General features: G+C 69.8%; 22 protein-coding genes. 7 read left to right on the top strand and 15 right to left on the bottom strand.

Annotated elements, in window-relative coordinates; translation table 11 throughout:
* Positions 1-5: 5 nt before the first annotated feature.
* The 10 genes from ABGB12_RS04080 to mca all read right to left on the bottom strand — a co-directional run bounded on the left by ABGB12_RS04080 (position 6) and on the right by mca (position 10,558).
* The gene (locus ABGB12_RS04080; protein ID WP_347674694.1) at positions 6-659 is read right to left on the bottom strand and encodes a hypothetical protein; all 654 of its coding nucleotides are present in this window, start codon (positions 657-659) and stop codon (positions 6-8) included.
* A 309-nt stretch (positions 660-968) separates the two neighbouring features.
* The gene (locus tag ABGB12_RS04085) at positions 969-1,421 is read right to left on the bottom strand and encodes a transglycosylase SLT domain-containing protein (RefSeq protein WP_347674696.1); all 453 of its coding nucleotides are present in this window, start codon (positions 1,419-1,421) and stop codon (positions 969-971) included.
* 384 nt (positions 1,422-1,805) lie between these two features.
* Positions 1,806-2,558 carry a lytic transglycosylase domain-containing protein gene (locus tag ABGB12_RS04090; protein WP_347674697.1) on the bottom strand — a complete coding sequence of 251 codons (753 nt, stop codon included), beginning with the start codon at positions 2,556-2,558 and terminating at the stop codon, positions 1,806-1,808.
* A 339-nt stretch (positions 2,559-2,897) separates the two neighbouring features.
* A complete protein-coding gene (locus ABGB12_RS04095) occupies positions 2,898-4,217 on the bottom strand; it encodes a PhoH family protein (protein WP_347674699.1) in 1,320 nt (439 codons plus the stop codon).
* 128 nt (positions 4,218-4,345) lie between these two features.
* Entirely contained in the window at positions 4,346-5,158 is an 813-nt protein-coding gene (locus ABGB12_RS04100; protein WP_347674700.1) for an isoprenyl transferase, read from the bottom strand.
* 102 nt (positions 5,159-5,260) lie between these two features.
* Positions 5,261-6,436, bottom strand: coding sequence for a C40 family peptidase (locus tag ABGB12_RS04105; protein WP_347674701.1), 1,176 nt, complete (start codon positions 6,434-6,436; stop codon positions 5,261-5,263).
* Between the two features lie 133 nt (positions 6,437-6,569).
* Positions 6,570-8,507, bottom strand: coding sequence for a thioredoxin domain-containing protein (locus ABGB12_RS04110; RefSeq protein WP_347674703.1), 1,938 nt, complete (start codon positions 8,505-8,507; stop codon positions 6,570-6,572).
* Positions 8,508-8,530: 23 nt separating this feature from the next.
* Complete coding sequence (locus ABGB12_RS04115) at positions 8,531-9,358, bottom strand: glycoside hydrolase family 16 protein (protein ID WP_347674705.1); 828 nt, start codon at positions 9,356-9,358, stop codon at positions 8,531-8,533.
* Positions 9,359-9,467: 109 nt separating this feature from the next.
* Positions 9,468-9,683 (bottom strand): hypothetical protein, encoded by a 216-nt coding sequence (locus tag ABGB12_RS04120; RefSeq protein WP_347675039.1) that lies wholly within the window; start codon positions 9,681-9,683, stop codon positions 9,468-9,470.
* Positions 9,683-10,558, bottom strand: coding sequence for a mycothiol conjugate amidase Mca (gene mca, locus ABGB12_RS04125; protein WP_347674707.1), 876 nt, complete (start codon positions 10,556-10,558; stop codon positions 9,683-9,685). Before mca ends, ABGB12_RS04120 begins: the two co-directional genes overlap by 1 nt.
* A gap of 78 nt (positions 10,559-10,636) precedes the next feature.
* On the opposite strand from mca, the gene ABGB12_RS04130 reads away from it, so the two are divergent.
* The 6 genes from ABGB12_RS04130 (at position 10,637) to ABGB12_RS04155 (ending at position 17,274) form a co-directional block, all read left to right on the top strand.
* Positions 10,637-11,059 carry a DUF4307 domain-containing protein gene (locus ABGB12_RS04130; RefSeq protein WP_347674709.1) on the top strand — a complete coding sequence of 141 codons (423 nt, stop codon included), beginning with the start codon at positions 10,637-10,639 and terminating at the stop codon, positions 11,057-11,059.
* Positions 11,060-11,202: 143 nt separating this feature from the next.
* Positions 11,203-11,706, top strand: coding sequence for a transcription elongation factor GreA (gene greA, locus ABGB12_RS04135; protein WP_347674710.1), 504 nt, complete (start codon positions 11,203-11,205; stop codon positions 11,704-11,706).
* Between the two features lie 511 nt (positions 11,707-12,217).
* Positions 12,218-12,727 (top strand): RDD family protein, encoded by a 510-nt coding sequence (locus ABGB12_RS04140; protein ID WP_347674711.1) that lies wholly within the window; start codon positions 12,218-12,220, stop codon positions 12,725-12,727.
* A gap of 50 nt (positions 12,728-12,777) precedes the next feature.
* Positions 12,778-14,238 carry a M1 family metallopeptidase gene (locus tag ABGB12_RS04145; protein WP_347674713.1) on the top strand — a complete coding sequence of 487 codons (1,461 nt, stop codon included), beginning with the start codon at positions 12,778-12,780 and terminating at the stop codon, positions 14,236-14,238.
* Positions 14,239-14,334: 96 nt separating this feature from the next.
* Positions 14,335-15,717 (top strand): M1 family metallopeptidase, encoded by a 1,383-nt coding sequence (locus ABGB12_RS04150; protein ID WP_347674715.1) that lies wholly within the window; start codon positions 14,335-14,337, stop codon positions 15,715-15,717.
* A gap of 153 nt (positions 15,718-15,870) precedes the next feature.
* Positions 15,871-17,274 (top strand): M1 family metallopeptidase, encoded by a 1,404-nt coding sequence (locus ABGB12_RS04155; protein WP_347674717.1) that lies wholly within the window; start codon positions 15,871-15,873, stop codon positions 17,272-17,274.
* Positions 17,275-17,296: 22 nt separating this feature from the next.
* Here ABGB12_RS04155 and ilvA read toward each other — a convergent pair whose 3' ends face one another.
* Together ilvA and ABGB12_RS04165 are read right to left on the bottom strand one after the other, a co-directional pair.
* Complete coding sequence (ilvA, locus tag ABGB12_RS04160) at positions 17,297-18,508, bottom strand: threonine ammonia-lyase (protein WP_347674719.1); 1,212 nt, start codon at positions 18,506-18,508, stop codon at positions 17,297-17,299.
* A 35-nt stretch (positions 18,509-18,543) separates the two neighbouring features.
* The gene (locus ABGB12_RS04165; RefSeq protein WP_347674721.1) at positions 18,544-19,899 is read right to left on the bottom strand and encodes a glycoside hydrolase family 18 protein; all 1,356 of its coding nucleotides are present in this window, start codon (positions 19,897-19,899) and stop codon (positions 18,544-18,546) included.
* 158 nt (positions 19,900-20,057) lie between these two features.
* Here ABGB12_RS04165 and ABGB12_RS04170 point away from each other — a divergent pair, with 158 nt between their 5' ends.
* Entirely contained in the window at positions 20,058-20,915 is an 858-nt protein-coding gene (locus ABGB12_RS04170) for an alpha/beta hydrolase (protein ID WP_347674722.1), read from the top strand.
* 10 nt (positions 20,916-20,925) lie between these two features.
* Here the strand turns inward: ABGB12_RS04170 and ABGB12_RS04175 are convergent, their stop codons facing one another.
* The 3 genes from ABGB12_RS04175 to ABGB12_RS04185 are packed head-to-tail and all read right to left on the bottom strand — an operon-like array spanning position 20,926 to position 24,732.
* On the bottom strand, positions 20,926-21,378 hold the full coding sequence (locus tag ABGB12_RS04175; protein WP_347674723.1) for a hypothetical protein: 453 nt from the start codon (positions 21,376-21,378) through the stop codon (positions 20,926-20,928).
* A gap of 9 nt (positions 21,379-21,387) precedes the next feature.
* Entirely contained in the window at positions 21,388-23,322 is a 1,935-nt protein-coding gene (locus ABGB12_RS04180; protein ID WP_347674725.1) for a hypothetical protein, read from the bottom strand.
* Positions 23,323-23,343: 21 nt separating this feature from the next.
* Positions 23,344-24,732: a sigma 54-interacting transcriptional regulator gene (locus ABGB12_RS04185; RefSeq protein WP_347674727.1), complete on the bottom strand. Its 1,389-nt coding sequence runs from the start codon at positions 24,730-24,732 to the stop codon at positions 23,344-23,346.
* Positions 24,733-24,772 lie beyond the last annotated feature (40 nt).

Below are 24,772 nucleotides of genomic sequence, written 5' to 3' on the forward strand. Positions count from 1 at the left end.
GCCGGTCAGTACCAGCCGGAGGCCCCGAAGTGGGCCCAGGCCCCGCAGGGCGTCCCGTAACGCCCCTTGATGTAGCGCAGGCCCCACTTGATCTGGGTCTCGGGGTTGGTGCGCCAGTCACCGGAGATCCCGCCCATCTTGGAGCCGGGCAGGGCCTGCGGGATGCCGTGCGCCCCGGAGCCGGGATTGCGCGCCATGTGGTTCCAGCCGCTCTCCCTGGTCCACAGCCGTTCCAGGCAGCGCCACTGCCGCCTGTCGTCCCATCCGAAGCCTGCGGCCAGCTCCATGCCGATCTGCTTGTTGCGCTCGACACGGGACGCGGACCTGTACTTCCTGCTCTTACGGGAGAGCTTCACCGCCTTCGCGGCCTTCTGCAGTGTCTGCAGCTTCTGTACCTTCTGGATCACCTGAGCCGCCGGAGCCCTCCCGGGCGTCCGGACCCTGTGGACCTCCGCTGCGCCCTCCACCCGGTGGATCCGGTGGATCCGGTGGATCCGGTGGATCTGGGGCATCGGACGTGCCGCGGTGTCGAGTCCGGACGGCCGGCTCACCGCGTCCGCCCCCGCCGCGGCGGGGGCGGACCACAGCCCGGTCGAGGCCAGGACGGCGATGGCCACGACCGGCAGGCGGCTGATCCAAAGCGGGCATGTTCCGATCAAGATGTTTCCTCCGTCGATCGCGGCACCGGCCGTGCCGCATGCGGTTCCGCCCCGTCGGCGTGACCCGCGCGGCGGGATGCCGCGCGGGTGGCCGGACGCCTTCTCCTGCGAGCGACCCGCGCGGACGCGGATCTGCGGGGCGCTGGTGGGGCGCGGGAACTCCCGCGCTCCCCTCACCGTGCGAGGTGACACGGCAGGTACCGTCACCGGGAAACAAACGGATCGATCATGGAATCCGCCGATCGGGACCGGGATTTTCCCGGGTCCCGGGCACGTCCTGACCGGACGGCGCCGGCCTTGACCGCGGGATCAGTACCAGTTGCGGGAAAGGAAGTGCGCCCAGGCCCCGCAAGGCGTCCCGTAACGTCCCTTGATGTAGCGCAGGCCCCATTTGATCTGGGTCTTCGGGTTGGTCCGCCAATCCCTGCCCGCGGAGCTCATCTTCGACGCGGGCAGCGCCTGCGGGATCCCTCCGGCGCCCGAGGAGGAGTTGTAGGCCCGGTGGTTCCAGTTGCTCTCCTTGGTCCACAGCTTCACCAGGCACCGGTACTGCTGGTCGGACATGCCCCTCTTCTTCAGCATCTGCCGGGCGATGGCCTTGTTGCGCTGCTTGAGGGAGAGCTTCTTTTTCTTCTGTACCGCCTTGGCGGCGTTCGACGTGGTGTTCGCCGTTTCGGTCGCGGCGTAGGCGTTCGTGCCCGTCGACGCCGACCCGAGGCCGAACGCCAGCCCCGTCACCGCTGTAACGAGTGCCGCGCGCATCCCGATGGAGGCAGTAGATCGGCTAAGTCGGTTCTGGGGGGCCTGGGGGTAGTTCTGTCCGGACATGGGGGATCCTTTCGTCGGCCGGACGCCGATCACGTCACGGTCATGGACCACCCCGGGCAGAGCCGTCGCGGGCGAGGCGACGATCGGGCTCCGGGAAGAGGACGCGCGAAGGCGCGCGGGCGCGGGCTACGTGCCCGCTCATCCGGGGTGGACGCGGCGAGGGAGGCGAGGGCCTCTCGGGACTGCTCACCGCTTATGGGGTTGTGAGCCCGCTCCGGTGCGGGCGAAGCGTGCCGCCCCGGAGGGACGGCGGAGGCGACTCCTGCGTCGCCTCACCGGGCACGGGGCCCGGAGACTTCGGAGGTACCGGCCGACGGCCTAGTACCAGTGGTTGGCCTGGAAGTGCGCCCAGGCGCCGCACGGGCTCCCGTAGCGGCCCTTGACGTAGCCGAGGCCCCACTTGATCTGGGTGGCCGCGTCCGTCCGCCACTTCGGCCCGGCGCTGGCCATCTTCGAGCCGGGGTTGGCCTGGGGGATGCCGTAAGGGCCGTCGACGCGTCCGGCGGTGGTGCGCCAGCCGCTCTCGCGGTTCCACAGCTGGTAGAGGCAGCCGAACTGCTCGTCCGCCTTCCAGCCGAACTTGGGCAGCATGGACTTGGCGACCGCCTGAGCCGTACCGGGGCTCACGGGCGGGCCCGCGGGGACCTCGGGCTCGGTGGGTTCGGGAGTCGGCCCCTTCTTCAGGGTGTGCGAGGGGACCTTGTCCTGCCGCGCGTCGCTGACGGCGCGCTTCTTGAGCTCCTTGCGCTGCTGTTCGGCAGCGGCCTTCGGGTCGACCGTCTCGACCGGCGGGGTGTCGGTCGGCACCTGCTTGGTCGGCTCGACGACACTGGCGCTGAGCGACTCCTTGTCCGTGTCGGATCCACCGGACAGGAGGGTGAACACCGAGGCTCCGACCACCACGACCAGAGCGGTGACGGCTCCGGCCACGAAGATCCGGCTCGGCTTCGGCTGGGTGCGGGAGCCGAGGTCGAGCTGCTCCGCCGCGGCGCTCCCGGCGACTTTGACGTCGGGATGCGGACTCTGCGGACCCGCTGGTTCCCAAGCCTTGGGCGGCGCGTCGATCGGCACGCTCTGGCTCCCTTCCAGCGAATTGGTCCGGCTCTCACACTTCCGGGGGAAACCATGCCGCAGAGTCGGGGGTGTCCCGCAACCCGATCCTGGTGTTTGCATGACTCCGACCCGTGGTCGGCTTGCCGAAAAATTTACGAAATCCCCGCCAGAGCTGCGGTTCTGGGAGCTACCGATAAGTTCTGTGATCCTTGTCACAGGCGAACGTAACGGAGAGGTCACGTCACCGGGAGTCATGACGAAAACACCGTCCGCACCGAAGTGCGGACGGTGTGTGAACGGATTCGTCGGCCGCCCCGCCTCAGCGAGGCGTCGCGGGCATCTCCCGTCGCGCCTTTCTCACGCGCCGATGTCGTTCAGCAGATCGGTCACCAGAGCCGCGATCGGCGACCTCTCGGAACGGTTCAACGTCACGTGCGCGAAGAGCGGGTGCCCCTTGAGACGTTCCACGACCGCCGCGACGCCGTCATGCCGGCCGACCCTCAGGTTGTCCCTCTGGGCCACGTCATGGGTCAGCACCACCCGCGAGTTCTGGCCGATCCGGGACAGAACGGTGAGAAGTACGCCACGTTCCAGCGACTGGGCCTCGTCCACGATCACGAACGAGTCGTGCAGGGAACGGCCGCGGATGTGGGTGAGGGGCAGGACCTCGAGCATGCCGCGGTCCAGCACCTCCTCGATGACCTCGGGCGTGGTCACCGCCGAGAGGGTGTCGTAGACGGCCTGCCCCCAGGGCGACATCTTCTCGTTCTCCGAGCCCGGCAGGTAGCCCAGATCCTGCCCGCCGACCGCGTACAGCGGCCGGAACACCACGACCTTGCGGTGCTGGCGGCGCTCCAGTACGGCCTCCAGGCCCGCGCAGAGGGCCAGGGCCGACTTGCCGGTGCCCGCCCGGCCGCCCAGCGAGACGATGCCCACCTCCTCGTCCAGCAGGAGGTCGAGCGCGACGCGCTGCTCGGCCGAGCGACCGCGCAGCCCGAACGCCTCCCGTTCGCCGCGCACCAGCCGCACCGACTTGTCCGGCAGGACCCGGCCCAGCGCCGAGCCGCGCTCCGACAGCAGCCGCAGGCCGGTGTGGCAGGGCAGGTCACGGGCTGCCTCGAGTTCCAGCCGCTGGCTCTCGTAGAGCTCCTCCACGTCCCCCGCCGGCACCTCGATCTCGCGCATGCCGGTCCAGCCGGACTCCACGACCATCTCGGCGCGGTACTCCTCGGCGGGCAGGCCCACCGCGGAGGCCTTGACCCGCAGCGGCAGGTCCTTGGAGACCAGGACGACGTCCTTGCCCTCCACGGACAGCCAGCGGGCCACCGACAGGATGCGGGTGTCGTTGTCGCCCAGCCGGAACCCGTCCGGCAGGACGCTGGGATCGGAATGGTTGAGCTCCACCCGCAGCGTGCCGCCGTGTTCGCCGATCGGCAGCGGATCGTCCAGCCGGCCGTGCTCCACCCGCAGGTCGTCCAGAGCGCGCAGCGCCTGACGGGCGAAGTAGCCCAGTTCAGGGTGGTCGCGCTTGGCCTCCAGCTCGGTGATCACGACGATCGGGATGACGATCTCATGCTCGGCGAACCGGGTGATGGCCGCGGGGTCCGCGATGAGAACGCTGGTGTCGAGGACGTAGGTGCGACCGGCCGACGCCGGACGCGTGGAGGGTGTGCCCACTCGCTCTCCTTCGGACGCTGGTAAGCGCCCTTACCTGGGAAATTGCTACCTCGGCTCCTGAAAGAGAACAGCCCCGACATGACAGATGCATGACGGGGCTGTGAACTCGGAGTTCGGATCGACTCTTCTCAGGTGCCGAAGCGACGGTGCCGCGCGGCGTAGGAGCGGAGCGCCCGCAGGAAGTCCACCCGGCGGAAGTCCGGCCAGTGGACCTCGCAGAAGTGGAACTCCGAGTGGGCGCTCTGCCAGAGCATGAAGCCGGAGAGGCGCTGCTCCCCCGAGGTCCGGATGACCAGATCCGGGTCGGGCTGGCCGCGGGTGTAGAGATGCTCGGCGATGTGCTCCACATCGAGGGCTTCGGCAAGCTCCTCGATGCTGGTGCCCCGGGCCGCCTGCTCCAGGAGCAGGGAGCGAACCGCATCAGCGATCTCACGTCTACCTCCATACCCAACGGCGACGTTCACAATCAGCCCGTCGGCATTGGATGTGGATTCCCCGGCATCTTTCAGGACACGAGCCGTCTTGTCGGGCAGAAGATCGAGAGCTCCGACCGCCTGCACCCGCCAGCCCTCCCGGACCAGCTGCTGCACGGTGTTCTCGATGATCCGCAGCAGGGGCTCGAGCTCCCCGGCGGGCCTGGTCAGGTTGTCGGTCGACAGCAGCCAGAGGGTGACCACCTCGACCCCCGCCTCGGTGGACCAACGCAGCAGGTCGGAGATCTTGTCCGCGCCGACCTGGTGCCCGGAGTTCACGTCCGACAGGCCCATCTCCCTGGCCCAGCGGCGGTTGCCGTCCAGGATCACGCCCACGTGCCGGGGCACCTGGTCCTTGGGCAGGTGCTTCTCGACGCGGCCCTCGTACAACCGGTAAGCCAGGTCACGGATCGCCCCGTAGGGACGGCTTCGCTTGATCCGGTCCTTGATGCTGCGTTTGACCTCCACTACGACAGTCCTCCTCGGTTCGGCCGTTTCAATTATCGCCGCCGAGGCCCCTTTGTCTCGCCAGATCACGGATCTGTGTCGGACCCGTCCGCTCCCGGCCGTTCAGCCGGCCAGCCGCGCGGCGGCCTTCCGGTCGATCCTGACCGCGCCGCGGAAACCCCGGAAGTACACCTTCTGGATCTTGACGAAGTCGCCGGTGCGCGGAGCCACCAGCATCTCGTCCCCGCCCAGGTAGAGGGCGATGTGGGAGATGCGGCCCGGAGCGGTGGGGTCGTTGGCCCAGATCAGCAGGTCGCCGACCCGCGCCTGCTCGAAGGGCACGACCGGGCCGGTGCGGGCCTGGTCCTCGGCCACCCTGGGCAACCGGATCCCGGCCTGGCGGAAGGACCACTGCAGCAGGCCAGAGCAGTCGTAGCCGCCCTCGGCGTCCGACTCCCCGCCCCACACGTACGGCATGCCCAGCTTGGTCATGCCCGCGTTGATCGCCGTCTTGATCTCCAGAGCGCTCAGGTAGGCGCCGCTGCCGCCGGAGGACTTGAAGTCGAGGCCGGGACTGAGCGTCCGCAGCGTCCCGGTCTTCGCGGGCACCAGCCGTCCGACCGCCTTCTTCACCCTGCCCGCGGCCTTGGAGTCCTTGGCGCTCTCGGCGTCCAAAGCGATCAGCAGGACGTTGTCCTCGACCATGCCCAGACGGCGGGCCGTCGTCTTGGAGACCACCGCGTCGATGTCGCCGATGCCCATGGTCGCGTGCGCGCCGACCCTGACCCGCTCGGCCCGGGAGCCGCCGCTGACCGGCACCTGGCTGTCCAGCCCGACGCCGCCGTCGCTGCCGAGCACGAACGAGACGGCCACGTCGCCGGCCGCGACGTTGCGCCACAGGCCGTCGTGCTCTGCCGTGGGCTTCGGGGTGAAGTTGCGGAACGAGGACGGGTCGACGCCGAAGATCCCGACCTCCTTGCCGGCGAGCTTCGCCCTGGCCCCGTCGACCCGTTCGACCCCGGCGACGCCCTTGATCCGGCGGACCTTCTCCAGCAGCTCGTCCGAGATCGCGGCACGGTCCCGGGAGACGACCATGAACCGGGGCTCCATCCGGCGGCCCAGGGGGGCCACCTCCTGGGCGAGCCGCCCGTCGCCGGCGGCGGCGACCAGCTGCTCGGTGCGCTCGGCGGAGGCCTTCCGGGTCGCCTGCTCGGCCAGGATCGCCACGTCGACCGCGAGCACGGTGGCGATGGCCACCCCGATGGCCGCGGGAACGGCACGACGGCCCGGTACGCGCACCCGCACTCTTCGATCCCCCGGTCACTCAGAAACGACATACGTCTACAGCAGGCTCAACAGACCTTAAAACGTGAGTTCCCTCACTGTAAACATTGACAGCGCATCCAATATCGCCGGGGTCCCTCCGCGCGCCCTATCCCAGGGCCAGCTCCGCGCTGAGCTCGGCGGGCGTCGTCACGGGCATGCGGCAGGCGAAATCGCGGCAGACATAGGCGGCGGGCCTGCCGTCCACCGGCTCGCGTCCCGCCAGCAGGGGGATCTCGTCCCCCCGGCCCACCGTGACCACCGCGCCGGGCGAGGTGCTCATCAGGGCCGTGCGGTGCAGGGCCCTGGTCTCCGGGTCCTCCAGGGAGCCCACGATCGCGATCTCCAACGGCCCGTGCAGGGCCGCCGACGCGACGGCCAGGCCCCAGCCCACGAAGCGGGCGTGCTTGGCCAGCGGGGCGACCACCCCCAGCGCCGCCAGCGCGGCGGCCCGGTGCTCCTGGGAGCCCGTCAGCGCCGCGTAGGTCAGCAGCGCCCCGGCCGCGCCCGACTGTCCGCCCGGCGTCACGTTGTCCGTGGGGTCCTTGGGACGCCGGAAGAGGGCCTCGGCGTCGTCGGCGGTGTCGTAGAAGCCGCCCCGGCCGTCGCCGAAATGGGCGAGAACGGCGTCGAGCAGGACTCCCGCGCGCCTCACGTACTCCGGACGGCCCGTGACCGCGTGCAGCGCGAGCAACCCCTCGGCGACGTCCGCGTAGTCCTCCAGGACGCCCGCGTTGGCGCCCGCGACGCCGTCCCTGGAGGTGCGCAGCAGCCTCCCGTCCACGACGTGCAGCTCCTCGATCAGAGCCGCGATCCGCTCGGCGGCCTCGACCAGGTCGGGCCGGTCGAACAGGGCGCCGCACTCGGCCAGCGCGGCCATGGCCAGCCCGTTCCAGGCCGCCACCACCTTGTCGTCGCGGGCGGGCCGCACCCGGGAGGCGCGGGCCTCCAGCAGCCGGTACCTCAGATCCTCCGGCAGGTCGCCCTCCAGCTGGAGGGTGGACGAGCCGTGCTCGAACGTCCCCTCCCGGGTGACCTTGAAGGCGTGGGCGGCGCGGGCCGCGTCCTCCTCCCCCAGCACCTCGGCGAGCTGCTCGGGCGTCCAGACGTAGAACCTGCCCTCGACGCCCTCGCTGTCGGCGTCGAGCGCCGAGGCCAGGCCGCCCTCGGCCGTCCCCAGCTCCCGGAGCATCCAGTCGCAGGTCTCCAGGGCGACGCGCCGGGCCAGCGGCGCCCCGTCCCGGCGCCACCAGTGCGCGTAGACCCGGGCGAGCTGGGCGTTGTCGTACAGCATCTTCTCGAAGTGCGGAACGATCCACTTCTCGTCGACGCTGTAGCGGGCGAAGCCGCCGCCGAGCTGGTCGTAGATCCCGCCGCGGGCCATGGCCTCCAGGGTCCGCGCGGCCATGCGGCCGGGGTCGCCCTGGCGCAGCAGGAACTCCAGGGCCATGGACGGCGGGAACTTCGGCGCCGTGCCGAACCCGCCGTACTGCTCGTCGAACGAGCGCCCCAGTACCTGGACCGCCTGGGCGAGCGTCGCCTCGGTCGGCCCGGGCCCGTGCTGGACTCCCTGCTCGCCGAGCGCCTCCACGATCTGCTGCCCCTGCTCGACCAGCTTCTCGCGCTGGTTCCCCCAGGCCCCGGAGACGGCGTTCAGCAGCCCCTGGAACCGGCCCCTGGGGAAGTAGGTGCCGCAGTAGAAGGGATGCCCGTCGGGGGTCATGAAGACCGTCATGGGCCAGCCGCCCTGCCCCGTCAGCGCCTGCGTGGCCTCCATGTAGACGGCGTCGACGTCCGGCCGCTCCTCGCGGTCGACCTTCACGTTGACGAAGCGCGCGTTCATGAGCTCGGCCGTCTCCGGGTCCTCGAAGCTCTCGTGCGCCATCACATGACACCAGTGACAAGCCGCATATCCAACACTCAGGAGGATCGGAACATCCCGCCGCCGCGCCTCCTCGAAGGCGGCCTCGCCCCAGGGGAACCAATCGACCGGATTGTCCGCATGCTGCAGCAGATAGGGGCTTGTCGCATCCTTCAGACGGTTCATGGCGTCACCCTAAACTGGCGATGTTACGGGGACAGTGGGTAGACCCTTACCCAGTCGACGTACATCGTCACGCGTTCCGGGGTCGTTTCGTCGCGGCACTGGTCCTTGGCGTAGCAGACGACGTCGTTCTGCAGGGCCAGGTGCATGTCGGCCTTCTTCGGGATGTCGTCACCGGTGTGCTCCCACACGATCTTCCCGTCGATGAAGAAGGTCACCCGGTCCGGCAGCCACTCGACGGCGAAGACGTGCCACCGGGTGAAGTCGCGGTCGACCGACCTGGAGGAGGTCTTGTCGTCCTTGCCGTGGTGCACGAAGAGGCCGGTGGTCCGGCGCAGGGAGTCGGGGATCTCCGCGAAGTTGATCTCGGCCCACTCGGGGTCGCCCTGCCGGGTGGGCCACAGCAGTATGACCGCCGAGTAGCCCGCGCCCCGCTCCACCCGCATCCGGGCCTCGAACCTGCCGAAGGTCTGGGCGTAGTGGGCGGCCACGCCGCCGGAGAGGTTCCTCCCGCCGTAGAGGGCGCCGGTCAGGCGCAGGACGCCGTCCCCGACCGAGACCGCCTTCCTGGTGCGGGGGTGGGCGCCCTCGGGCTCGTGGTAGACCGCCCAGCGGGAGAGGTCGATCCGGTCTCCCTCGAAGTCCTCGGCCAGGGCCGGCGGCCCCCACCCCACCGGCGCCCGGGACGGCCCGGTCGGATGCGCCCTCACCGCCGCGGCACGAGGCTCCGGATCGGCCTCCGGGGCGTTCGGGGCCGACGCCGGGGGCGCCGCTCCGGTGCTCCCCGTGGCCAGATGGGAGCCCACCGGGATGAGCAGGAGAGCCGCCGCCAAGCCGTACCCGAGCCGCTTCATGCAGGCCATGCAAGCAAGGAACGCCGCGCGGGCGGCTCGCGCCCGCGCGGCGTTCAATCGATCATGAAGTTTTCCTGACCGGGAGCGGACCCGGCCCGCGCGCCCGCGGCTACCCGGCGCCGTTCTCCTCGCCGCGCGCGGCCTCGGCCTTCTCCCAGGCCTCCTGGTCCAGGTCGGCCTGGCTCGGGGCGTCGACGTTGGAGATGCGCTTGTTCATCGACTTGATCAGGAACACCAGGGCGATGCCCAGGCAGACCACGACCAGCGTGCCCAGCGCGCCGGGCGAGACGGTCTCGTCGTTCAACTCCTGCGCCAAGATCCACATCACGCGCCCACTTTCTCCCGGACTCCGGCGAACAGATCGTCCTCCGGCAGTTCCGTATCGACCAGGGACCTGGCCAAATGGTAGTCCTCGGTCGGCCATGCCTCGCGCTGGAGGTCGGGCGGGCAGGCGAACCACCAGCCCGTGGGGTCGATCTGGGTGGCGTGCGCGATCAGCGCGGCGTCGCGGACCTCGAAGAAGTCGCCGCACGGCACCTTCGTGGTGACCGGCCACTTCATCGGCCGGTCCTCCCAGTTGGCGATCCAGTCCAGGTAGGGCGACTCCTCGCCCGCCTCCACCAGGGCCCCGTGCAGGGCCAGCAGGCGCTCCTTGTGGAAGGTGAGGAAGTAGTACATCTTCAGCGGCTGCCAGGGCTCGCCCAGTTCCGGGTAGCGGTCAGGGTCGCCGGCCGCGTCGAAGGCCGCCGCGGAGATCTCGTGGGTCTTGATGTGGTCGGGGTGGGGGTAGCCGCCGTTCTCGTCGTAGGTGAGGACCACGTGCGGCCGGAACTCGCGCATCACCCGCACCAGGGGTGCCGCGGCCTTCTCCGTCGGGACCAGGGCGAAGCAGCCCTCCGGCAGCGGCGGCAGCGGGTCGCCCTCGGGCAGCCCCGAGTCCATGAAGCCCAGCCACTCCTGGCGCACTCCCAGGATCTCCCTGGCGGCGTCCATCTCCGCCTGCCGGACCGCCGCCAGGTTCTCCTTGACCTCGGGGCGGTCCATCGCCGGGTTGAGGATGTCGCCCCGTTCACCCCCGGTACAGGTGACCACCAGCACGTCGACTCCTTCGGCGACGTAGCGGGCCATCGTCGCCGCTCCCTTGCTCGACTCGTCATCGGGGTGAGCGTGCACGGCCATCAGCCGCAAGGTCTCAGCCACTGGGGGCGCTCCCTATGCTTAAGGTGAAGCTGACTACGAGATTGTCGCAGTCAACACCGACAGAACCGCGAGGATTCCATGACCGTCCACGCCGAACCGGCCCGGCACGGCGAGCCCGCTCCGGAACAGCCGAAGAAGCGTTCCGCGGGCACCTGGATCGGCTACGGGGTCATCGGCCTGTTCGTCGCCGTGTGCATGGTGGGCTGGGCCATCGTCATGGGCAACGCCGGCGACAGCCGCAGCGGGATCCACGGCATCTCGGGACGGACGATCACCTTCGTGGTGCAGGGCGAGTCCTCGGTGCAGATGACCTTCCAGATCCTCAAGCCGGCCGACGCCAGGGTCACCTGCACCGCCCGGGCCCAGGCCGTGGACGGCCTCGTCGTGGGGCAGCAGGAGGTGGTGGCGGAGCCCGGCAAGAGCACCTCCACCCAGATGATCTACCTTCCCACCAGCGGAAAGGCCACCATGGCCGAACTGAGGGACTGCGTACGTTCCTGACCATCGGATGGCAGGTTCCAGATCGCCGTCGGTGGGAACCTTTACTCTGATCGACCGGATAGGCTTGAGGTTTCCCGTACGGTCCCGACCTGGGAACGGCGTCGAGACACCCCGGCCACATCGCGTGGAAACTAGGAGTACCCGTGACCGAGACCCGCACTGACAACGTCACCTGGCTCACCCAGGAGGCGTACGACCGCCTGAAGGGCGAGCTCGAGTACCTTTCGGGTCCTGGCCGCAAAGAGATCGCCGCGAAGATCGAGGCAGCTCGCGAGGAGGGCGACCTCAAGGAGAACGGCGGCTATCACGCGGCCAAGGAGGAGCAGGGCAAGATGGAGGGCCGCATCCTCCAGCTCCGCCAGATCCTCGACAACACCCGCGTCGGCGAGGCTCCGGTCAGCGCCGACGGCAAGGTGACCCCGGGCATGACCGTCACCATCTCCTTCGAGGGGGACGACGAGGAGGTCACCTTCCTGCTGGCCTCCCGGGAGGAGCAGGGCTCTCCGATCGACGTGTACTCCCCCAAGTCTCCGCTGGGCGCGGCGATCAACGGCAAGAAGGTCGGAGACAAGGCCTCCTACACGCTGCCCAACGGGCGCGCGATGACCGTCGAGATCATCGACGCGGTGCCCTACGCCGGCGCCTGATCCTCCCCGCCTTTCGCTTCCCGCAGCGTCCACGGTCCCCGTGGACGCTGTTTATTTGTCCCTCTTTACCCATCAAGACACCTCCAATGGAACATCAAGTCGGACAATCGGTTGGTTTGAGCGCGCGATTCCCGGCGATCTTGCGACTATGACGCAACCGCAGCAGGACCCCTGGGAGCGACCGGGCGGCGGGAGGCCTTCGGGAGGCCTTCCTTTCTCCCAGGACCAGCCCGGTCCCCACCAGAGCCACGGCGCCTCCGACCCCTACGGCCGGACTCCGCCCCCTTACAGGGGCCAGACTCCGCCCCCTTACGGGGGCCAGACTCCTTACGGCGAAGGGCAGCCGCCCTACGGAGGCGGTCAACCTCCATACGGGGGCGGCCAGCCGCCCTATGGAGGGGGCCAGCCGCCCTACGGCGGAGGGCAGCCCCCTTACGGGGGCGGTCAGCCGCCCTACGGAGGGGGAGGATACGAGGGTGGCTTCGGCGGAGGCTACGGAGCCGCTCCGCCGATGATCGCCGGCAAGGGAAAACGCTTCCTCGGCATCTTCATCGACTGGATCATCTACTCGGTGGTCGCCTGCTGCCTCGCGCTGCCCTTCGGCACCAACCGGGGCGACTTCGTGGTCACCAGGCCGGACGGCAGCACCGCCTACGAGTTCGACCGGCTCTACTCCACCGGTCAGGTCTTCGCCAGCCTGGCGGCGGCGGTCCTGGCGTTCCTGTACTTCTGGCTGCTGACCCACCGCTGGCACGGGCAGACCCTGGGCAAGAAGGCGGTGGGCACCCGGGTGGTGCGGGAGTTGGACGGCGGGCCCGTCGACTCCGGCGCCGCGGCGGTCCGCGCCGTGGTCTTCGTCGTGCTGACCTATGTCTGCTGCGTGGGCTTCCTGGTCGACGCGATCTGGATCTTCACCAATCCCAAGAACCAGACACTGCACGACAAGGCCGCGAAAACGGTCGTTGTCGATGCCACAGGCCCCGACCCGTACCAGTCCGGCGCTCCAGGACAGCCCTACTGATCTAACACATCAGTTGCCCGATTCCCTCATGACCCGGCAATCTGGGCAGCGTGTATAACCGACGTCCCGCAGCGGCGGCCCTCTCCCTCGCCCTGGTGGCCGCGCTGAGCGTCGGCTGCCAGGTGGGGGAGCCCGGCCCAGCCCCTCTCCGCCCCACCCCGACGACCACGACCGGCGCCCAGGCTCCGCCCGACTCCTCCCCCATCGTGCCCACCCAGAGCTCGGCCGGCGACCCCTACGTGCCGGGCAACGGCAACGGCGGCTACGACGTGCGGCACTACTCCCTCAAGCTGAAGATCGTCCCGTCGGACGCGAAGAAGTCCCTGGACGCGGTCGCCACCATCAAGGCCCACGCCCAGCGGGAGATGGCGGAGTTCAACCTCGACCTCACCGGCCTGGACGTCTCCCAGGTCAAGGTCAACGGCAGGAAGGCCGACTTCGACCACGAGGGATCCGAGCTCGTCGTCCAGCCGTCCGCCACCGTCGCGGGCGGCAGCGACTTCACCGTCACCGTCGCCTACTCGGGCACCCCTCGGGCCGTCAACGACCCGATCCTCGGGCAGTACGGCTGGATCGAGACCCCCGACGGCGTCGCCGTCGCCTGCCAGCCCAGCGGGGCGCACACCTGGTTCCCCGGAAACGACCACCCCAGCGACAAGGCCACCTTCGACCTCGCCCTGACCGTCCCGCAGAACCTCACCGCCGTCGCCAACGGGGAGAGCGGCCCGGCGTCCACTGCGAACGGCCTGACCACCACCAAGTGGACGGTCGAGCAGCCGATGGCCACCTACCTGGCCATGATCGCCGTCGGTGACTTCCGGGTGAAGGAGGGGGTGACTCCCGGCGGAATCCCGATCATGGTGGCCGTGGACTCCTCCGTCCGGACCCCCTCGATCGACGACTTCTACCAGGCCAAGGCGAAGATCACCGACGAGTGGGTGAAGCTGTTCGGCCGCTATCCGTTCGGCTCGACCGGCGGCGTCATCGACAACGCCGCGGTGAGCTTCGCGCTGGAGACCCAGTCCCGCTCCATCTACGGCGACTTCGACCCCAGTGAGACGATCATCGCGCACGAGCTGGCGCACCAATGGTTCGGCGACAGCATCAGCGTCACCCGGTGGCAGGACATCTGGCTCAACGAAGGCTTCGCCAGCTACGCCGAGTGGATCTGGGGCGAGCGCATGGGCGGACAGTCCCTCCAGTCCCGGTTCGACTCCCTCTACCAGGAGACGCCCCCCTCCTCCTGGCAGGTCCTCACCGGCGACCCCGGACGTGAGCGGCTGTTCGACTCCTTCGCCGTCTACGACCGCGGCGCGATGACCTTGCACGCCCTGCGCGCGAAGATGGGGGACGACGAGTTCTTCTCCCTGCTGCGCAGGTGGGCCGAGGACCACCGGTACGGCAACGCCACCACCGAGCAGTTCGTCGACCTCGCCGAGAGCGTGTCGGGGCAGGAGCTGTCCTCCTTCTTCCAGGCCTGGCTGTACGAGCCGGTCCGCCCTCCGCGCTGAGTAGATCGGTGGTCAGCACTCCGTCAAGTGCCGTGTGCGCCCGCGACAGCGCCCACCGCCCCGCGCAAGGTGGGTCCCGTGCATGGGTTTCGAACAGTGGCGGCAGGGACCGCGGCGGCGCTTCTGGTGGGGATCTCCCCGGGAGCGGGCGCCGGAGCGATGGCAGGAGCGGCCGGACCCGGGGATCCCGGGCTCGGTGACCGCTACTTCCCCAAAAGCGGGAACGGAGGCTACGACGTCCGCAACTACGAGGTGGATCTGAAGTTCACCCCGGCGGGGCACCGGGTGGACGCCATCGTGGGGATCGACGCGAAGGCGTCGCAGGAGCTGACCTCCTTCGACCTCGACTACCGGGGTCCGAAGATCACCAGGGTCACCGTGGACGGAAGGCCCGCCGAGTACAAGCGGGAGGGGCAGGAGCTGGTCGTCACCCCGGCCAGGCCGATCGAGAAGGGCGCGGCTTTCAAGGCGGTCGTCGGCTACACGGGGACGCCGCCCGCCTTCAACAACCCGGGGCTCGGTTCCTACGGCTGGAACAAGACCAGGGACGGCGCGCTGGTCGCCGCGCAGCCCGACGGCGCCGCGGCCTGGCTGCCGTCCAACGACCACCCCAGCGACAAGGCGACCTACGACTTCTCGATCACCGTGCCGTCCCGGCTGCGCGCCTACGCCAACGGCGAGCCGGACAGGCCCGTCACCAAGGGCGGCCTGACCACCTACGGCTGGCACGAGCGCACGCCCATGGCCACCTACCTGGCGACCGTCGCCATCGGCAGTTTCGTGGAGCGGCGCAGCCGGCTGGGCCGCATCCAGGTCATCACCGCGGTGGACCCCAAGTACCGCAAGTCCCTCAAGCGGGTGCACGACACCACGATCAAATCGCTGCGCTGGCAGCAGAAGATCTTCGGCCCCTACCCGTTCACCACCGCCGGCGGCATCGTCGACGACCCCCAGCTCGGTTACGCGCTGGAGACCCAGAGCCGGCCGGTCTACGGCGGTTTCGTGCCGGACGAGGCCTTCGTCGTGCACGAGCTCGCGCACCAGTGGTTCGGCAACAGCGTGAGCCTGCGCCGCTGGGAGGACATCTGGCTGAACGAGGGCTTCTCGACCTACGCCGAGTGGCTCTGGAAGGAGCACAACAACCGGCACGAGAGCACCCGCAAGATCTTCGACCGCTACTACCGGCAGTCCGGCGGCTCACCCGCCCTCAGCCCGGTTCCCGGCAACCCGGGACGCGCGGAGATGTTCGGCTTCTCGGTCTACATCCGGGGCGCGATGACCCTGGAGGCGCTGCGCCGCAAGGTCGGCGACCGCGACTTCTTCCGCATCCTGCGCACCTGGGCCACCGACAACAGGAACGGCCACGGGAGCACCGCGGAGTTCGTCGCGCTCTCCGAGCGCATCTCCGGCAAGCAGCTGGACCGGCTCTTCAAGGTCTGGCTCTACCAGAAGGGCAAGCCCGCCAAGGGCAGCTGGTGATTACAGAAGCAGCCGGTGATTACAGAAGCAGCCGGTGATCCGTCATCGACCCGCCGGTGATCACCGGCGGGTCGGTGCCGGACGTGTCGTTACCGCCGATACGGTGTCGCACGGGTGAAGATGGAAAGACCCCCGTGACAGGAGACACCGTAGATGACCGTTCCCCGGCTGCTGGCCGCCACCACTCTGACGGCATCGCTGGTCCTGGTTCCGGTGTCCGCCGACGCCGCGGTCGACTACCGTCCCGGCTCGGCGGGCGCCGGAGACCCCTACTTCCCCAAAATGGGCAACGGCGGGTACGACGTCCGCCACTACGGGCTCCGGCTCGAGTACGCGCCGGCCGCCAAGCACCTGACCGGCACGGCGACCATCACCGCCATCGCCCTGCAGAACCTCTCCCGCTTCAACCTCGACCTGCACGGCCTGACCGTGCAGAGCGTCCGGGTCGGCGGCAAGGCCGCCAAGTGGAAGCGCTCCGGCTTCCAGGAGCTCACCGTCACCCCGGCCAAGGGCCTGCGGCTGGGTGAGAGGTTCACCGTCACGGTCCGCTACAGCGGGCACCCCGACAAGATCGCCGACCAGCCGCTCGGCACGTCCGGCTGGATCACCACCTCCGACGGCGCGGTCGCCCTCAACCAGCCGTTCGGCGCCGCCAGCTGGTTCCCGGTCAACGACACCCCCAAGGACAAGGCGACCTACACGTTCGCCGTCACCGTCCCCAAGAACCTGACGGCGCTGGCCAACGGCGACTTCGTCAGCCGCAAGGTCAAGGGCGGCAAGGCGGTCCACCGCTGGCGGATGCGCCAGCCGATGTCCAGCGAGCTGTCCATGGTCGCGATCGGCGACTACGAGGTCCTGCGCACCAGGAGCGGCGGGCTGCAGAGCGTCACCGCGTTCGACTCCGCACTGGCCGCCTCCAAGAAACAGCTCCAGACCTACGACAAGAAGACCAGGACCGTCCTGAAGTGGCAGTCGAAGCTGTTCGGGCCCTACCCGTTCACCTCGACCGGCGGCATCGTCGACAAGCTCGACGTCGGCTACTCCCTGGAGACCCAGGCCCGCCCGGTGCACGACTGGAACACCTCCGGCCAGAACCCGCCGGACGACCTCGTCGTCCACGAGCTGGCCCACCAGTGGTTCGGCGACAGCGTCACCCCCGCCAAGTGGCGGGACATCTGGCTCAACGAGGGCTTCGCGACCTACACCGAGTGGCTGTGGAGCGAGCGGAACGGCGAGCGCACCGCCGAGCAGCGCTTCCGCGGCGCCTACTCCGCGGGCCCCGGCGCCGACGTGTGGAAGGGCGTGCTGGGCGACCCCGGCCGCGACCACATCTTCGACAACCTCGTCTACCAGCGGGGCGCGATGACCGTCCACGCGCTGCGCAAGGAGCTCGGCGACGACGTCTTCTTCCGGCTCGTCCGCGCCTGGCTCGCCTCCTACCGCGGCAAGACGGTCAGCACCAGGCAGTTCCACGCCTTCGCCGAGAAGTTCAGCGGCAAGCAGCTGGACGCCCTGTTCAAGAAGTGGGTCTACACCGCCGGCAAGCCCCAGCTCTGACCGGCGAGACGTCCCGTCCCGCTCAGGAGAACTTGACGGTGTAGTTCTGCTTGCGCAGCCGTCCCACGACCTCCTCGCTGTGCTCGGGGCCGCGGGTCTCCAGGTGCAGGACCACCTCGGCGTCCTCCAGGTGCAGCCGGGCCGCCACCCGCTCGTGCACGACGTCCAGGACGTTGACGCCGAGGTCGGCCAGCTCCGAGAGCAGCCGCACCAGCGCTCCGGGCCGGTCGGTGAGCCGTACCCGGACGACCATGTAGCGCCCGGCGGTGGCCAGGCCGTGGCGCAGCACCTTGGACAGCAGGAGCGGGTCGATGTTGCCGCCGGACAGCACCGCCACCACCGGCGGGCGCATCGCGTAGGTGTGCTCCAGCAGCGCGGCGATGGAGGCCGCGCCCGCCGGTTCCACCACCTGCTTGGCCCGCTCCAGGCTGAGCAGCATCGCCCGGGAGATCGACTCCTCGGAGACCGTCACCACCGAGTCGACGTATTCGGAGACCAGCTCGAAGGTCAGCTCTCCGGGACGTCCCACGGCGATGCCGTCGGCCATCGTCGGGCTCGGCGTGATGCCCACCGGCCTTCCCGCCGCCAGCGAAGGCGGGAAGGCCGCCGCCCGCTTGGCCTGCACGCCCAGCAGGCTCCCGGTGAAGCCCCCGCCCTTGAGCGCGACGCCCAGCCCCGAGGCGAGCCCGCCGCCGCCCACGGCGGTGACGACCGTCCGGACGTCCGGGCACTCCTGGAGGATCTCCAGCCCGAGCGTCCCCTGGCCCGCGACGATGTCGGGGTGGTCGAACGGGTGGATGAACACCGCCCCGTTCTCCTCGGCGTACTTCTGGGCGGCCGGCAGGCACGCGTCCACCGAGTCGCCGGGGTAGATGATCTGCGCCCCGTAGGCGCGGGTCGCCTCCACCTTGGGCAGCGGGGCCCCCGCCGGCATGAAGATGGTCGCCTTGCAGCCCAGCAGCGAGGCGGCCAGCGCCACCCCCTGCGCGTGGTTGCCGGCGCTGGCCGCCACCACTCCCCTGGAGCGCTCCTCCGGGCTCAGCCGGGAGATCCGGGTGTAGGCGCCGCGGATCTTGTAGGAGCCGGTGCGCTGCACGTTCTCGCACTTGAGGTGGACGGGGCCGCCCACCAGTTCCGACAGGTACCGGGAGTGCAGCAGCGGGGTGCGGACGATGACGTCGCGCAGCCCCTCCTCCGCCCGGCGGATCGCGTCGAGGGTGACGGTGTGGCTCATGTCCTCATCCTCGCAGCACGGGGAGGGCGCGCCCGTCAGGACAGGGACTTGAACAGGGCCGTGCTCAGGGACGCCCGGTCGTCGTCGCCGTCCAGGGACCAGAACATGCCGCCCCGGAGCTTCTTCTTCCTGATGTAGGCGGCCTTCACCTCGACGAGTTCCGGATCGTCGTAGGACCACCAGGTGTCGCCGTCGTACTTCCAGACGGCGCCCGCCCTGTCGTCCCTGTAGACGGTGCCCTTCCGGCGTACGAGGAGCTTGTAGTCCTCCAGGCCCACCTCGTGCGCTCCTCTGGCACCGCCCGTCCCGGCCTGCCAGAGGCCCCGGTTCTTGGCGGGGACGCCCTTCCAGCCGCGGCCGTACATCGGGATGCCCAAGGTCATCTTGGAGGCGGGCCATCCGGCGCCGAGGTAGGCGTTCAGCGCGGAGTCCACGCTGAACCTCCCGGGTGTCCCGGGGTCGTCGGCGACGTCGTAGAGGTTGCTCTGGTGGTTGGCGCGCTCCTCCCACTGGCCGTGCAGGTCGTAGCCCTGAAGGTTTCCGTAGTCGAGGTACCGGTGGATCTTCTCGACCTCGAGGTTCTTGACGTCGTTGGGGGCCGCGGGCATGAACATCGTCAGCCCGTAGCGTTTGCCGTCCGCCTCGCCCTGGGCGTCGAGCCCGCGGCGGAACTCGGCCAGCAGGAGGGTGAGGTTGCGCTTGTCCTCCGGCCGGTGGACGTTGTCGTTGTAGCCCGGCGAGGACGGCCACTCCCAGTCGATGTCGATGCCGTCGAACAGGCCCGCGGCCGCGCCCCGGCCGCCCGCGGTCCCGACCTTGGGCAGGTCGCCCCGGATGAACAGGTCGAGGCAGGACTCGACCATCGCCTTGCGCGAGGCCGCGGTGAGCGCCCCGTTGGAGAAGTACTTCGAGCCGGTCCAGCCGCCGATCGCGAGACTGATCTTGAGGTCGGGGTACTGCTTCTTCAACCGCTGCAACTGCCCGAAGTGCCCGCGCAGCGGGGCGTCCGCGGCGTCGGCGACCCCGTCCACGCTGGCCTCGGCCTTGTAGGGGCGGACGTAGTCGTCGTGGGCGCTGCCAGAGCCCGGCTCGGTGGTCACGAAGCACCGGCCCTTGGAGTCCAGCTCGGCGAACGCGTACTGGACCGTCGTGAGGTTGCCGGCCGCGCCGCTGGTCACCAGGTTCTTCACATGGAACTTGCGCTGGTAGGACGCCCAGCGCGGGAAGTAGCCCACTCTCTCGTACTCGCGCGGCCGAGCCGTCTCGTTCCGCTCCGCGGAGTCCGGGTCCGGGGAGGCCTCCTCCTTGATCATGCCCACGGCGAAGGGGAGGGACGCGACCAGGACCCCCGACAAGACGGCGGCCGCGGTCCAGTAGCGGGTTCGGCTCACTGAGTCATCTCCCGGAGTGCTCGGCTCAGTCGCGCTGGTCAGAGGGGACGTTACCGCGCGACCCCCGGCTTCCGCGAGGCGGAGCGGATGTGACGGGTCCTGGGAAACCTTCCCGGTCTTTCCTTATGGGAGGTTCACACCTACTAGGCTGCTGCCCCATGCGCGTGCTTCTGGTGACATTCGTGATGCTGGCCGCCTCCCTGGGATGGACGGGATCCGCCCAGGCCGCACCGAAAGTCCAGACCAAGACGATCGCCTTCGGCAAGCTGAAGCCGCAGCGCATGGACATGTACGCCGCGCCTTCCGCGAAGAAGAAGCGGCCCGCGATCCTCCTCATCCACGGCGGCTACTGGTGGGGCGGCGACAAAGGCCATTGGAAGGCCATCGCCAGGGACCTCGCCGGGCGCGGCTACCTGGTGTTCGCCACCAACTACCGGCTGAGCCAGCAGGCCGTCTGGCCCGCGCAGAGCGACGACGTCGGGGCCGCCGTGACGTACCTGCACAAGAACGCCAAGAAGCTGGGCGTCAACCAGCGGCGCATCATCGCGATGGGCACCTCGGCCGGCGGCCAGCTCGCCTCCATCCTCGCCGTGCGCGGGACCGGCAGCTCCCGGGTGCGGGCCGTGGTGGCCCTCTCCCCCGTCAACTCCCCGCTGGAGGGCTACGAGGCGGGCGGCCGGGACGGCGCCGACACCTACACCCGCAAGCTCCGCCAGGCCGTGGTCAAGCTGCTGGGATGCGCCCCCGTCTTCCAGGACCCCGACTGTTGGCCCCTGCTCACCGACGCCACCCCCGAGGAGCACGTCACCCAGGGCGACGCCCCGGCCCTGATCATTCACTCGGCCAAGGAGTTCGTGGGCGTCGAGCAGAGCACGACCCTGCGCTCGGAGATGCGCGCCGCAGGCGTCCCGGTGACCCTGCGGCGGCTGCCCGGCGCCCTCCACGGCGGCGAGATCCTCAAGAACAAGAAGAACTACACCCAGGTCCTCAAGTGGATCGCCAAGTGGGCCAAGTGACGCCCCCGCGCTAATTCCAGAACATCAGGACCAGGATCACCAGCCAGAGCAGGGCCACGATGCCCGAGAGGGCGGCGATCCTGCCCTGCTCGGCCTTGGTGTCCGACGCCTCGGGGCCGGCCCGTCCCGTCTCCTTTCCGTGGCCGCCCGAGAGCTTGGAGATGGCCTTGCGCTGGTCCCGTTCGACGACCAGCAGCAGAGCGAGGGCGACGATGAACAGGGTCATCGACACCGACAGCCATATCTGGTCGAACCGGCCTTCGGCCAGGAACAGCCCGAACAGGAAGACGCCCAGCGAGCCCAGCCCGTACAGGCGGGTCACCAGCCGCAGATAGCGTAGGACCTCGATCTTGCCGGCCCTGATGTAGCGGGGCGTGGACATGGTCGCGGCGGTCAGCGGGCCCAGGGTGAAGACGGCGAACCCGACGTGCAGGATGAGCAGGATGCGATCAGCTGTCGACATACCACGACCTTAACCCCGCGATCGCAGATAGTCGCTGACCACGTACTCTCCGAGACGGCCCGAGTCCGGGGAGAAGACCCTTCCCCCGTTGCGCCTGGCCAGCTCCTCCACGAACGCCACCAGCCTGCGGTCCTCGGCCAGCATGAAGACGTTGAGGGTGGCCCCGCGCCTGGTCATCTTGTCGATCTCGGCGAACGTGAGCACCAGGGTCTCGGGCGTCGGCGGGTAGTCGAACACCGGCAGCCCGTTGGACTGCAGGTGCGCGGTCGGCTCGCCGTCGGTCACCACCAGCACGATCGGCTCGAAGCCCGGATGGGCGTCCAGGTGCCGTCCGGCCAGCAGCAGCGCGTGGTGCAGGTTGGTGCCCTGGACCATCTCCCAGTCCAGGACGGCCATCTGCTCCGGCTGCAGCACCCGGGCGTGGTGGGAGAACCCGATGATCTGGATGGCGTCCTGCGGGTACTGGGTGCTGACCAGGGAGTGCAGGGCCAGGGCCGTCTGCTTGGCGTCCGCCCAGGCCCCCCGCATGACCATCGAGTACGACAGGTCGACCAGCAGGCAGACGGCCGCGCCGGTGCGCCGCTCGGTCTCCTTGACCTCGAAGTCCTCCGGCAGCAGCCGGACGTCGGACGGATCCCGCAGGAGGGCGTTGGAGACCGTCCGGACCACGTCCAGGGGCTGCTCGTCGCCGAACCGCCACTGCCGCGACGTGCCGGTGAACTCCCCCGCCTGACCGGCGCTCCGCTGGTCGTGCTGACCGTTCCTGCCGCCCTTCAGCCGGGAGAAGACCCGGCGCAGCGCGGTCTGCCCCAGCCTGCGGACGGCCTTGGGGGTCAGCTCCAGCTTCCCGCCCTCCCGGTTCAGGTAGCCCTGCCGCTCCAGCTCGGCCTCGATCCGGCGCAGCTCGGCCAGGTCGTCCACGGCACTGCGGCCCAGCGCCCGCCGGACCGCCTCCTCGTCCACGTCCGTCAGGCTGGCGCCCGGGTAGTCCTGGCGCAGCGCCGACTCCAGCTCGGAGAGGTCGGCGAGGTCTGCCAGCGCGCTGGTGGCGTCGCCCAGGCCGAGGGGGTCGTCACCGTCCATGCTCTCCCGGCCGGTCCAGTCCAGGTCGGGGCGGCGCTGGCGCAGCGCGTCGCCCAGCCGGGCCATCTCCAGCTCCAGGCCGGCGTCCTGCAGCGACTCGGCCATGAGCTCGGCCAGCTCGGCGCGCTGCTCGGGGCTGAGGGAGTTCATCAGCCGGTTCAGCGCGGCCGAGCGGCGGGCCAGGGAGTCCACCAGCTCTTCCAGGGTGCGCGGCTCGTCGGGGAAGAGGTCCCCGTACTCGGCCATGAAGGCGTCGAAGTCCTCCTGGCGGTGCTCTCCCCTGGCGTCGGCCTCCAGCATCGCGTTGAGCGCGGCCATCATGTGCTTGACCCGCTCCGCCTGGGCGGGGTCTCCGCCTTGGAGCGCCTGCTTGAGGCCCTCGAACTGGGCGTCCAGGACGTCGCTGCGCAACATGTTCTTGAGCTGCTCGAACGTCTGCCGCGCCGCTTCGGAGCGCCACTGGTAGTCCCGCAGGGACCGGACGGCACTGGCCGTGTCGGAAGGCAGCTGGTCCAGTTCCGCCTCGCGCAGCCGTGCCTCGTCGGACGGGTCGGGGAACAGTTCGGCGCGCTCCTGGCCGATCGCGGTGTCCAGCAGCGCCCTGACCTGCTCCAGGAGCCCGTCCATGCGGCCGCGCTCCCGCAGCTCGCGGCGGCGCTCCCGGACCTGTCGCAGCAGGTCGTCCAGGCCGCGGCGGCCGTTCTCTCCGTCCAGGCCGCGGCGCAGCAGGTCGCGCAGGGCGTCGCCGACCCGGCCGCCGTTCAGCACCTCCTCGCCGACGGCGTCGAGCGCCTCGCGGACGTCGTACGGCGGTGCCAGCGGGTCGGGTCCCTCCCGGTAGGGTCCGTACCGGTATTTCATGGCTCCCCCTCAGGTGCGCCCTCAGATTCGGTAGGTCGCGCCCTCGCCCGAGACGTCCTTGGACAGGCGCCGGGTGAGGTACAGGCCTTCCAGCGCGAACTCCAGCGCCGCCGCGGCCTGGCCGGGAGAGTCCCCGTCCAGCCCCAGCAGCTCCATCAGCTTGGCCAGCCCGCGCACCGGGCCGAGTCGGCGCAGCAGGTCCGCGGAGGGCACCAGCTCGCCGGTGTCGACGGTCTCGCCCGCGTCGAACCTCTCCAGCAGCCCGGACAGGTCGGCCCCGCCCAGGTGCCGCCGGAAGGTCTCGGCGACGGCCCGGCGCAGCAGGTGCTCCAGCACCTCCTGCTCACGGCCCTCCTCGCTGACCTCGAACTCGACCTTGCCCATGAGGCTCGGCACCACCGCGGGCAGGTCGCAGACCCGGGCCACGGGCCGCTCCTCGCCCGCCAGCGCGGCCCGGCGCAGCGCCCCGGCCGCGACCGTCTCGGCGCCGGCGACGGAGAACCGGGCCGAGACCCCGGAGCGGGCGTCGACGGCCTTGGACTCGCGGACCAGCCGGGTGAACCGGGCGATCACCTCCAGCAGGTGCCGGGGCACCTCGGCGACCAGGCCGGCCTCCTGGACGATCAGCTCCAGCTCGGTGTCCAGCTCCAGCGGGTAGTGGGTGCGGATCTCCGCGCCGAAGCGGTCCTTCAGCGGGGTGATGATCCGGCCCCGGTTGGTGTAGTCCTCGGGGTTGGCCGAGGCGATGAGCATCAGGTCCAGGGGCAGCCGCAGGGAGTAGCCGCGGATCTGGACGTCCCGCTCCTCCAGCACGTTCAGCAGCGCCACCTGGATGCGCTCGGCCAGGTCGGGCAGCTCGTTGACGGCGAAGATCCCCCGGTTGGTGCGGGGCACCAGCCCGTAGTGCACCGTCTCGGGGTCGCCCAGGGTGCGGCCCTCGGCGACCTTGATCGGGTCGACGTCGCCGATGAGGTCGCCGACGGAGGTGTCGGGGGTGGCGAGCTTCTCGCCGTACCGCTCCTCCCGGTGCTTCCAGGTGATCGGAAGCTCCGGGCCCGCCTTTTCGGCCAGCCTCTTGCAGCGGATGCAGACGGGCTCGAACGGATGGTCGTTGATCTCGCAGCCCTCGATCACCGGGGTCCACTCGTCGAGCAGGCCGACCAGTGTCCGGATCAGGCGGGTCTTGCCCTGGCCCCGCTCGCCCAGCAGGACCAGGTCGTGCCCTGCCAGCAGGGCTCGTTCCACATGGGGGAGCACGGTCTCATCGAAACCCACGATCCCCGGAAATCTCGTTTCCCCTGTTTTCAAACGTGACAGGAGATTCTCTCGCAGTTCGGTCTTCACCGGCCGGTGGACATGACCGGATTCGAGCAACTCGGCGAGCGTGGTCTCACGCGGTTGGGAAGGCACCTAAACGAGATTACGTCCCTCATGTCCCAACCGCACTGTT

The organism is Actinocorallia sp. B10E7 (genome assembly GCF_039871655.1).
GTDB lineage: Bacteria > Actinomycetota > Actinomycetes > Streptosporangiales > Streptosporangiaceae > Actinocorallia.